The organism is Mesorhizobium sp. M0048 (genome assembly GCF_040323405.1).
GTDB lineage: Bacteria > Pseudomonadota > Alphaproteobacteria > Rhizobiales > Rhizobiaceae > Mesorhizobium.
The window spans coordinates 24,568-35,232 of sequence record NZ_JAMYUV010000060.1 but is presented as its reverse complement, the minus strand read 5'-3'; the positions used below and the strand labels follow the sequence as shown (position 1 = coordinate 35,232).

At 58.8% G+C, this 10,665-nt stretch carries 7 protein-coding genes, 2 pseudogenes and 1 riboswitch; of the genes and pseudogenes, 6 read left to right on the top strand and 3 right to left on the bottom strand.

Annotated features, from left to right (window positions below; all coding sequences use genetic code 11):
• The first annotated feature begins 737 nt into the window (after positions 1 to 737).
• From glyA to NKJ84_RS29200, 3 genes and pseudogenes are all read left to right on the top strand, one after another.
• A pseudogene (glyA, locus tag NKJ84_RS29210) lies at positions 738 to 2,074 on the top strand (serine hydroxymethyltransferase).
• 54 nt (positions 2,075 to 2,128) lie between these two features.
• Positions 2,129 to 3,304: a methionine adenosyltransferase gene (gene metK, locus NKJ84_RS29205; protein ID WP_352509318.1), complete on the top strand. Its 1,176-nt coding sequence runs from the start codon at positions 2,129 to 2,131 to the stop codon at positions 3,302 to 3,304.
• A 109-nt stretch (positions 3,305 to 3,413) separates the two neighbouring features.
• Positions 3,414 to 4,407: pseudogene (locus NKJ84_RS29200) on the top strand (adenosine kinase).
• 32 nt (positions 4,408 to 4,439) lie between these two features.
• Here NKJ84_RS29200 and NKJ84_RS29195 read toward each other — a convergent pair.
• A complete protein-coding gene (locus NKJ84_RS29195) occupies positions 4,440 to 5,117 on the bottom strand; it encodes a transposase (RefSeq protein WP_352509316.1) in 678 nt (225 codons plus the stop codon).
• 289 nt (positions 5,118 to 5,406) lie between these two features.
• On the opposite strand from NKJ84_RS29195, the gene NKJ84_RS29190 reads away from it, so the two are divergent.
• On the top strand, positions 5,407 to 5,658 hold the full coding sequence (locus NKJ84_RS29190) for an MFS transporter (RefSeq protein ID WP_352509315.1): 252 nt from the start codon (positions 5,407 to 5,409) through the stop codon (positions 5,656 to 5,658).
• A 62-nt stretch (positions 5,659 to 5,720) separates the two neighbouring features.
• Positions 5,721 to 6,554 carry a helix-turn-helix transcriptional regulator gene (locus NKJ84_RS29185; protein ID WP_352458260.1) on the top strand — a complete coding sequence of 278 codons (834 nt, stop codon included), beginning with the start codon at positions 5,721 to 5,723 and terminating at the stop codon, positions 6,552 to 6,554.
• Positions 6,555 to 6,871: 317 nt separating this feature from the next.
• Here the strand turns inward: NKJ84_RS29185 and NKJ84_RS29180 are convergent, their stop codons facing one another.
• Positions 6,872 to 7,126 (bottom strand): hypothetical protein, encoded by a 255-nt coding sequence (locus NKJ84_RS29180; RefSeq protein ID WP_352509314.1) that lies wholly within the window; start codon positions 7,124 to 7,126, stop codon positions 6,872 to 6,874.
• A 553-nt stretch (positions 7,127 to 7,679) separates the two neighbouring features.
• Positions 7,680 to 7,880: riboswitch (cobalamin riboswitch) on the top strand.
• A gap of 95 nt (positions 7,881 to 7,975) precedes the next feature.
• On the opposite strand from NKJ84_RS29180, the gene metE reads away from it, so the two are divergent.
• Positions 7,976 to 10,321, top strand: coding sequence for a 5-methyltetrahydropteroyltriglutamate--homocysteine S-methyltransferase (gene metE / locus NKJ84_RS29175; RefSeq protein ID WP_352509312.1), 2,346 nt, complete (start codon positions 7,976 to 7,978; stop codon positions 10,319 to 10,321).
• 98 nt (positions 10,322 to 10,419) lie between these two features.
• Here metE and NKJ84_RS29170 read toward each other — a convergent pair whose 3' ends face one another.
• Positions 10,420 to 10,638, bottom strand: a complete 219-nt coding sequence (locus tag NKJ84_RS29170) for an FMN-binding negative transcriptional regulator (RefSeq protein ID WP_352452617.1) — start codon at positions 10,636 to 10,638, stop codon at positions 10,420 to 10,422.
• Positions 10,639 to 10,665: the final 27 nt, after the last annotated feature.

Below are 10,665 nucleotides of genomic sequence, written 5' to 3'. Positions count from 1 at the left end.
GCCAAAGGCTCCGCGCCAGCGCCCGTCGCTTCACCCGCCCAGCAGGGCACAACCCACGCCGGAAACGAACTCAAAACTGGATAGAAACTGGGGGCAACGTCAGGTCCAAACCGGCGCCGCTTATTCTTCGACCCGCTGAAGCTAAAGCCAATCGCAAGAAGAGCGCCCCATCTTGTTTGTTCGACACAGCCATATCGGCTCAAAACAGTATCTTCACGGCCACCAAGATTGTCCGGTCGCTGGACAACGAACCATATAATTGGTTCGAAAGCTGCAACATCTGTGGAGAACGCGAAATGACAAATTCAGTAGGACGAGTGCCCAGGCTTTCCAAGTGGCTTGGTCCTGACCAATGCTGACACTGGTCAGTCGCCTACGGACGGCAGCGCATTTAGATCGCCTTCGAATTCTAGGCCTTTGCGCGCACGCGGACCTAACTGTCTGCCAGCTAGCGGAGATTCTGGGTCTGCGTCGTGAGCACGTTGTACGACACGTCCGGCTGCTGGCCAGAGCCGACTTTCTTTACTGCAACGAACAACGTCCGTGGTGCTCGTACAATCTCAAAACAGGAGGTAAGGACGGCGGGCTGGTTCAATTGTTGGTTGATCTCCTGCCCCACGGCGATGGCTATCACAAACGAGACCTTCAACGGCTCGAAGCGGTACGAGACACGCGGCCGAAGGGGACCGCATGCTTGACCGTGAAATAGATCAATCCAATTGGAGCGCGAAGCTACCATGGACAACTCCGCCGACAGCGCCATCGCGCAGCCCGACACTTATGGACGGTCTCGCTTGGCGACGGTTGATTGCCGCGTTCACGAACTGCTTCTAAGACAGGTGCGGCAGGAGCGGACGACGCTCAAACTGATCGCATCTGAGAACTTTGCCTCCTCGGCCGTGCTGGAAGCAACCGGTTCGATTTTCATGAACAAGTACGCCGAGAGGTACCCCGCTGCGCGCTACTACGCGGGAAACGAGATCGTCGATGAGCTTGAGAACCTCGCCATTGAGCGCTTGAACACGTTATTCGGCAGCGAACACGCCAACGTCCAGCCTTATTCCGGCTCGCCGGCCAATCAGGCTGTCTATCGAGCGCTTTTAAGCCCCGGTGACAAGGTGATGGGTTTGCCAATTCCGGAAGGGGGCCACCTCACTCATGGTTGGGCCATCAATTTTTCCGGAACAGACTATAAGCGCGTCCCCTATGGGCTGCACGAAAAGACGCAGCAAATTGACTATGACCGTTTGCGCGAAACAGCAAAACGCGAACGGCCTCGGCTCATTTGGGCTGGCGGTACTGCTTATCCCCGTATCGTCGACTACGCGGCAATGGCAGAAATCGCTCTGGAGGCGAACTCCTACCTCGTGGCCGACATCGCGCACATCAGTGGCCTGATTGTCGCTGGAGTGCATCCGAATCCCGTACCCCATTGCGACGTCGTCAGCAGCACGTCTCACAAGTCGATCCGCGGTCCCCGCGGTGGCTTCATTTTGTCAAGGAATGAAGATCGCTATCAAGCGCTGTATCATTCGAAGGGCAAATACAATCTCGCCAGACGAATAGATCGCGCTGTCTTCCCTCAACTGCAAGGCGGCCCCCATATGAATGTTATCGCGGCGCTAGCTGTCGCTTTGCGGGAAGCCGCGGACCCGTCCTTCCGCAGTTACGGCCAACAGATTGTCAAAAATGCCAAGGCTCTGGCCCAGGCGCTTCTGGACCGAGGTTATGACCTGGTCACCGGGGGCACTGACAATCACATGCTGATCCTTGATCTTCGATCGACCACTATCAGGCAAGGCCTATGCCAAGCGGTTAGCGAAGGCAGGCATCATTACGAGCTTTAATATGGTGCCGGGCGACCCGCGCCATCCTGCGGTCACAAGCGGAATTCGCCTGGGGGCGCCAGCAGTGACGTCAATGGGCTTGCGCGATGTGGAAACCGTGCAAATTGCTGGCTTCATGGACTCCGTCCTCCGGCGAGCCAGAAGACGAAGATCTCCATGCCTGCGTGCGAAGAGACGTTGCCGACTTGTGCGCTGCGTTCGAGGTCCCGGGCCTCACCGACAGGTAAGGTGGGCTAAGCAAAATGCACCATACAACTCCAACACCCGAAACGAGGCATTTCATGGCTAGGCAGTTCGTGTTCTCTTCCGAATCGGTTGGCGCGGGACGCCCGGATAAGTTGGCCGACAACATCTCGGATGCCATCCTCGATGCCATCCTCCGCACCGATCCCAAGGCGCGCGTCGCCTGTGAAGCGTTGGTAAAATCAGGGATGGTCGTTCTGGCTGGCGAGATTACCAGCGATGCGCAGGTGGATTATAGCCAAGTTGCGCGCGATACGATTCTCGATATTGGATACGACGATGAGGCCGTCGGCTTTGACGGCCGGCGTTGCTCCGTCATTCATGCGCTCACCGAGCAATCGCCCGACATTAGCCAGGGCGTTGACGAGGGACGAGGGCAGGACCTCCAACAGGGAGCGGGAGATCAGGGCCTCATGTTCGGCTACGCATGCCGCGAAACCGATACTCTGATGCCTTTGCCGATCCAGCTCGCTCATCGCTTGACGAAACGACAGGCAGATGTCCGGAAAGCAGGACAGCTTGGCTGGTTGCGTCCTGACATGAAATCCCAAGTCTCAGTGCGCTATGAGGGGTTGCGCCCGGTCGCCCTGGATACCATTGTCGTATCGACCCAACATGACGAGCAGGTCTCGCAAGAGACGGTCCGCGAGGGCGTCATTGAGGAAATCATAAAGCCTGTCCTGCCGACCCATCTGGAGACGGAAGGCATCAGAATTCTGGTCAACCCGACGGGGAGGTTCGTAGTCGGCGGGCCGCGCGGCGACTGCGGTCTCACTGGACGCAAGATCATCGTCGATTCCTATGGTGGGATGGGTCGTCACGGCGGCGGCGCCTTTTCGGGCAAGGACCCGTCCAAGGTTGACCGCTCAGCTGCCTATGCGGCCCGGTATGTCGCCAAGAATATCGTCGCTAGCGGACTTGCGGACGTCTGCGAGGTGCAGCTTGCTTACGCAATCGGCGTGGCAAGTCCGGTTTCTGTCATGGTCAACACGTTCGGAACAGCGAGGGTTGAGGAAAGAAGGATCGAGCGCCTCATTCTTGAGTTGTTCGATCTCAGACCGAAGGGCATTATCAAGATGCTTGATCTCTTACGCCCTATATACCGCAAGACCGCGACCTATGGCCATTTCGGCCGTGAAGAGCCTGATTTCACCTGGGAGAAGACAGACAAGGCCGACGAATTGCGTCGCGAGGCAGGACTTGCCGCCCCGTGAAGGCCGGCGCCGAACGGATTGGCAATCGGAAAGCCCATTCCCACTGGCCAGACCCGCCCGCGGCCGGCATGCCAGAAAGCCGGTGGGTTTTTGGCGGAGACATGAATTGATGCCGGACTATGACGTGCTTTGTATAGGAAATGCCATCGTCGACATCATCGCCCAGTGCGACGAGGCGTTCCTGGAGACGAACGGCATCATCAAGGGCGCGATGAATTTGATCGACACGAGGCGCGCCGAACTGCTCTACAGCCGCATGGGCCCGGCCATTGAAGCCTCGGGCGGCAGCGCCGGCAAATACGGCGGCGGGCGTCGCCTCCTTCGGCGGCCGCGCCGCCTTCTTCGGCAAGGTCTCGAACGACGCGCTCGGCGAAATCTACGCGCACGACATCCATGCCCAGGGCGTCGCCTTCGACACCAGGCCGCTCAGCGGCGAGCCACCGACGGCGCGCTCGATGATCTTCGTCACGCCGGACGGCGAGCGCTCGATGAACACCTATCTCGGCGCCTGCGTCGAACTCGGCCCGGAGGACGTCGAGGCCGACAAGGCGTCGGGCGCGGCCGTCACTTATTTCGAGGGCTATCTGTGGGACCCGCCGCGCGCCAAGGAGGCGATCCGGCAGACGGCGAAGCTCGCCCATGCCGCCGGGCGCGAAGTGTCGATGACATTGTCGGACTCGTTCTGCGTCGACCGCTACCGCGACGAGTTCCTCGATCTCATGCGCTCCGGCACCGTCGACATCGTCTTTGCCAACAGCCACGAGATCAAGTCGCTCTACCAGACCGCGTCCTTCGACGAGGCGCTGGCGCGGATCCGCAAGGACTGCAAGATCGCCGCCGTCACCCGCTCGGAAAAGGGCTCGGTCATCGTGCGCGGCGACGAGACCGTGACCATCAATGCGACCAGGATCCGCGAGCTGGTCGACACCACCGGCGCCGGCGACCTCTACGCCGCCGGCTTCCTCTACGGCTACACGCAAGGCCGCAGCCTCAAGGATTGCGGCGATCTCGGCTCGCTGGCAGCCGGGCTGGTCATCCAGCAGATCGGCCCAAGGCCACGCCAGAATTTGCGCAGAGAGGCGGAGCAGGCGGGATTGCTGTAGGTGGCGAGCCAAGAACCAGCTGCCCACCCTCCTTAATCCAGCCCGAGCCTTTTCTTCAGTTCCGCATTCTCCTTGCGGAGACGATCGGCAAGCACGCTCTTTAGCCGCTTGTTTTCTTCCTCGAGCGCGACGAGATCCTTCAGCCCGTCACTGTCCGCCGCCGGCGCCGCCGCCTTCTTCCAAAGATAATATGTCTGTTCCGAGATGCCGGCTTGCTTCACCGCGCTCTTGAGAGTAGCGCCGCCGCCGATCGAGGTCTCGATCTGCGCCAGCTTCTGGGCACGATCCTTCGCGGAGTAGCTCTTTCGGCCTGTTCGCGCTGACGGCGGTGCTTCAGTGGTCGCGGATATCGGCTTGGCGCCCTCCTTGCGGGCAGGCGCGCTCGCCTCAGCTTCTGGCTTCCTCGACCGCCGCGCTCTCGTCTTCGGTTTTGGCGTTTCCGCTTTGTCTGCCGGTTCGCTATGAACTACTGCTGACTCGGTTTCCAGGGGATTGGCCATGAAATGCTCCACTCGAGGTTTGTGCAAAGGTTCAGCATCAAGGGCCACTACAGTAGAGTCAACAAGCTGACGATTTAACGGCTCGACTTCGTTTGTTGTTTCGGCCATCGCCGCGGCGATGTCGAAATTGCCCCAGATGGAACGTGCGGATTTTTCATAATTGCGCTTTTGTTTGACTTCCACGGTGAATGGTCGCGTCTGCCGCCTCATAGTTCCTTCCTGAATAGGAGAATGAAGTCGCCGCTCGAATTTTTGGCGCTTCCTGCTTAGCGCGGAGCATTATCGTATAGCCGCTCAACGGGCAAGTGATGCCGGTCTTCGATGGCTGACCCATCTGGGGAGATTTGAGCGGCTTCGCGCGTCCTGCGCATGCCTGTAAGGCCGCCAAGTTTTCTGGGTTAGCAGGCGCGCACTGTGGCAGCTTGGCTTGTACGGCGAGGCCATGGTTGAGTGAGGCGAAACAAATCCAGCCCCGCGGTCAATCCCGAGGCTTCCCACAATGGCGAAGAGAACATCTTCACTCGTTCCTTTTGAGCACAAGACCTTCCGTTCGCTATGGTCGGCTGCACTCATTTCGAACCTTGGCACCCTAGTGGAAGGTGCGGCGGCAGCTTGGCTGATGACGAGCACCGCAGCAGTAATTTTTGATCGCCCATCCGTGCTGTGTACCAGCCCTGTGTCTTGCGCAAGTGGTCACGAACGGCTGCCGGAGCCTCGAAGACGCCCTAAAAACACATGCTGCGATTTTTGAACACGCTTGACGTGTTAGATTAATTCATCCACAATGCGTGTGTTGAACACGCGAGGTGAGTTATGAACATGAAAGAGCTTAGGGTTCGACTGGGCATGACTCAAAAAGATTTGGCAGAGCAGATGGCAACGACGCAACAGACTGTGGCCCGTTGGGAAACAGGCAAAACGCAGTTGAACGTCGAGCAGATCAAGGACCTTTGTCTCACGTTGAAATGCACGGTCGAGGAGCTGCTGGGCTGGAAGATTGATGTCGAGGAGTGGCGCACGAGCCCGTTTGCAATTGCCGATGCCGAAACGCGATACGGCACGCTCAGAATCAAGACGACTCTTGGCAGCCGCCAATATCCTATCGATGAAAAGGCGCGTGAATCGATTTTGCGTCAGTTGAAGGAACTTCATAATCTGCGTAGAAATAACACAAGCAGGCCATGGCTGTATTGTTGGAGCCTTGACAACAAAATACTCTTGATAAATCCGCAATATGTCCGCACCATTGAGCTTATCGGTGATGATGTAGAGGAGATGCCAGAGTATTATCATCCAGAAATCTATCGGGCTTTGGATGACTGGGATAAGGGTGAGGTTTCAGGAAAGCTGAAGAAAGAATGCGATGCCATCATCGCAGAGATGGGTGATCAGGAAGCCGTGCGCATGGCCTCCTATGTTCGCGTCACATATGACGACGGAGAAGATGAGTGGAACTTCTTGGATGAGGAAACCGCTACGACTTTCTTTGGATTGGAAGCTGCGACCTTTGACGTTCCCCAGTGTAGTTTCGCCGAAGTGGAGGAAGAAGGTTACTACCGAGCGCGATACGCCAACCTTGATCGCGTCGCGGTGATGGAGGTTCCAAGCGACCGTTATCACAGATTGACCGCGCCCGAGGAAGCTTAGAACCATCCACGAAGGGCGCATGTTACATCTCGACCTTGCGTGGTGCGTTTTCAGTACGAGATGACGTTAAGCGTAGGTAGTGGCAGGTAAGAGTGCTCGACCAGAAGCTCAACTGCCTCCTCAATATCGCTGCCGATGTGCCGCAGGACACGTCCACGGGAGCGTGGATAGGCGTGAAGTTCCTGCACTCCACGGTCCGCTCTCCCATCGCCGGTGTGTGCCCGACGCCATCTTGTGGACGAGGTTGGCCGCCTGCACCCGGTTGTATTCCGGCTTGCGGTCCGCCTGGGCGGTCCCCCGCGATGGCTATCTCCATGTCAATCGGCGCCGAACTTTGACTGCCCGCTGCTTTTGATGAATTTGGCGAGGTCCCGCGCATAATCACTCTTGGTCTTCTCCTTGAGGCCCTGTGTCGCGAACTTGTGGTCCAGCAGGGCAAACAGGTCCAAGTCCCCTTCCGCCTGTGGCGCTGGCTTGCCCTCACCGCCCGCGGCTTCCCAATTGGGGACCGCTTCTGCGCGCTGCACCGTGGCGATTGTCCGCCCAAGACGCATCACAAGATCGAACGCCAAACCGTGCGCGTGCACGACGATTTGCCGCTCAGGCCTCATTTGGACAGGACTTGAGCTGGCCCGGTGGTGAGCCGGGTTACCTTGAGCCGGTGGGCTGCGAACAAGCAGTGCGAGACATTGGCCTCGATCACTTCGCAACACGCCGCTGCGCCTGGCCTCGGTGTGCTCCCCCCGAAATCGTTGTGTCATATCACCGAGGGCATCACGGCCAACAGCTTCCACATGGGCAACAGCCTCGCCATTGAGCCGAATATGGTCGCGAGCAGATCACCAACGAAGCGGTCGGAACCTCGGAGCCGAAGTTCGACGCTGAGGTGGTTCGCATGATGCGCTAAGCAGCACCACGGCGCTTGCCGGTATGTTTGCTGCCGGCAGCCGACGAACTCCTATCCTCCTGGACAAGGGCGCCGTGCGTCATTGCTTTGATTTACCGGCCGCTCAAGGCTTCCACAGTTTTCGCTTTCGAGGCGACCTTTGGAACATGCCAACGGAAATTTAACATAACGACATAAACATTTCTTTATGCGACGTTGACAAAGAAGCGAACTGCTGTAATTGTCTCCCGCGTCGTGGTTCTCCGTACGGCGCTGCCGCAGCGGAGCTAAGAGGGAAGCCGGTGCGATGCCGGCGCTGCCCCCGCAACTGTTAGCGGCGAGCCAACCCCACTCATGTCACTGAGGCGAATAGCCTTGGGAAGACGGGTAGAGGCTATGACCCCGCGAGCCAGGAGACCTGCCACGGCGAATTACGTCCACGGGCGGGGTGTCTCGGTGGCCGCTGCAGCCTGGCGTTCGTGCCGGCCTGCTAGCGCCTTCCTTGTCACCGACGCCCCAACCATCGGGGTCTGGCATGACTGTCTCTCAGCAAATTCCTGTAGCAACGCTCGGCGTGCCCCGTTTCGGTCGTCGGCGAGAACTGAAATTCGCGCTTGAAAGCTACTGGTCCGGAAAATCGTCCGCTGCCGACCTTCTCACGACCGCGAAGGCGCTCCGTGCCGCTAGCTGGGAGGAGCAGCACGATCGCGGCGTGTCGAAAATACCGTCGAACGACTTCTCGCTCTACGACCATGTGCTCGACACCGCAGCCATGGTCGGCGCCGTTCCATCCCGTTACGGCTGGAATAGCGGCGAGGTTCCACTTGACATCTATTTCGCAATGGCGCGCGGCAACCAAGGTCAGACGGAGGATTGTGGGCACGGTGGTCACCAGCATGCGGCTCATCGGCCTGGCGTAACCGCGATGGAAATGACCAAGTGGTTTGACACCAACTATCACTACATTGTGCCGGAACTCAACGATGATCAGACGTTCGCCCTCTCGTCGACGAAACCGGTCGATTACTTCATCGAGGCTAAAGCTCTCGGCGTTCACACACGCCCAGTCATCCTTGGACCGATCACCTTCCTCAAGCTGGCGAAATCGCCTGCCGAAGGATTCGATCCCATCGCGCTCCTGCCCCGGCTGCTGCCCGTCTACGAGCAACTCCTGCAGAGGCTGAAGCTGTCTGGAGCCGACTGGGTGCAGATCGATGAGCCAGCGCTTGTCCTCGATCTGAACCCGAACGAACGAGCTGCGTTCGAATTCGCCTATGGCCAGCTGTCGAAAGCCGCCCCCGAGCTGAAGATCATGCTGGCTACCTATTTCGGGCCGCTGGGAGACAATCTCGAAACCGCGGTTTCTCTGCCCCTGGCCGGGCTGCATATTGATCTCGTGCGCGCTCCCGAGCAGCTGGAAACGGTGGGTCGGCTCGCACCGAAGGATCTGGTGCTCTCGCTTGGCTTGATCGATGGCCGCAACGTCTGGCGTGCGAACCTGCCCGCCATTCTCGACCGCATCAAACCGATCGTCGCCGGCTGGCCCTTGGACCGCGTCGAGATCGCGCCTTCTTGCTCGATGCTGCATGTGCCGATCGACATCCGCATGGAGACGGAACTCGACGCGGACATCAGGTCGTGGCTCGCCTTCGCGGCCCAGAAGACCGACGAGTTGGTGTTGCTTGCCCGGGCCCTGTCCCAAGGCAGGGATGCGGTGGCAGGCGCGTTGAAAGCGTCTGCCGAGGCTGCCGCCACTCGCGTGACATCCACGAAGATCCATGACCCGCTGGTTGAGGGGCGGATCGCCAGCATTGACGACAGCATGAAGCGACGAGAGAGCGCTTTTGCCGAGCGCTCCAGAGTCCAGGCCGGCACGCTCGGGCTGCCGCCGTTCCCGACGACGACCATCGGGTCCTTCCCGCAGACGCCGCAGGTACGCAGGGCGCGGGCCGCTCATGCGAAGGACCAGCTGAGCTATGTCGACTACGAGACCTTCCTGAAGAAGGAGATCGAGGCTGCAATTCGCTGGCAGGAAGAGATCGGGCTGGACGTGCTGGTGCACGGTGAGTTCGAACGAAACGACATGGTACAGCATTTCGGCGAGCAGCTGTCCGGCTTCGCCTTCACTCAGCATGCCTGGGTGCAGAGCTATGGGTCGCGTTACGTGGGCCCCCCCATCATCTTCGGCGACGTATCGAGGCCCAATCCGATGACGCTGCGCTGGTGGCAATTCGCCCAGTCGCTTACGGAAAACCCTGTGAAGGGAATGCTCACAGGCCCAGTGACCATTCTCAACTGGTCATTTGTTCGCGACGACGTACCCCGCTCCGAAGCATGCCGCCAGATCGCGCTCGCCATCCGCGACGAAGTGACGGATCTCGAATGGTCCGGCGCAAGGATGATCCAGATCGATGAGGCCGCGTTTCGCGAAGGATTGCCACTGCGCCAGTCTGATTGGAACGACTATCTCGACTGGGCTGTCGAATGCTTCCGGATCGCTTCAACGGGTGTAAAGGACGCGACTCAAATCCATACCCACATGTGCTATTCGGAGTTCAACGAGATCATCGACGCGATCGCTGAAATGGATGCGGATGTCATTTCGATTGAGACGTCGCGCTCGAAAATGGAACTGCTGGACGCCTTCACGAGCTCCAAATATCCGAATGAAATCGGGCCCGGAGTCTATGACATTCACTCACCACGGGTCCCGGAAGTCGGCGAGATTTCGGATCTCGTCATGCTTGCCCGCGAGCGACTGTCCGATGCCCAACTGTGGGTAAACCCGGACTGTGGCCTCAAAACCCGCAAGTGGGAGGAGGTCCGCCCTGCCCTCATGAACATGGTTGCTGCAGCACGCGCGCTCCGGGAGAAAGTGTAGGCCGGAAGGTTTCCTGGTTACTCACCATGTGGTGAGTTAGCGGCTGCCGCATGTGGGCCGTGAATGTGCCAAAACGCGATCACATCCTTTGAAATAAGTCACTCGAGCGAGAAAGTGCACTTTCCTTCGGCACGTGTACTAATCGCGCAGGAATAAAGGGAACCGTTTTCTCCCTGTGACGTGTCGAGTTCGAAGGGGATGTGATTGGCGTCGAGACCGCTCCGGCCATGGGTTATCAGCATGCCAAGTGCGCTGTTCTCGATCAGTTCGTAAAGGACTTCTCGGCTCGGTTCATCGAAATGCGCGGGTACATACATGACAGGTTCCTTCACTGGCCGCCGGGT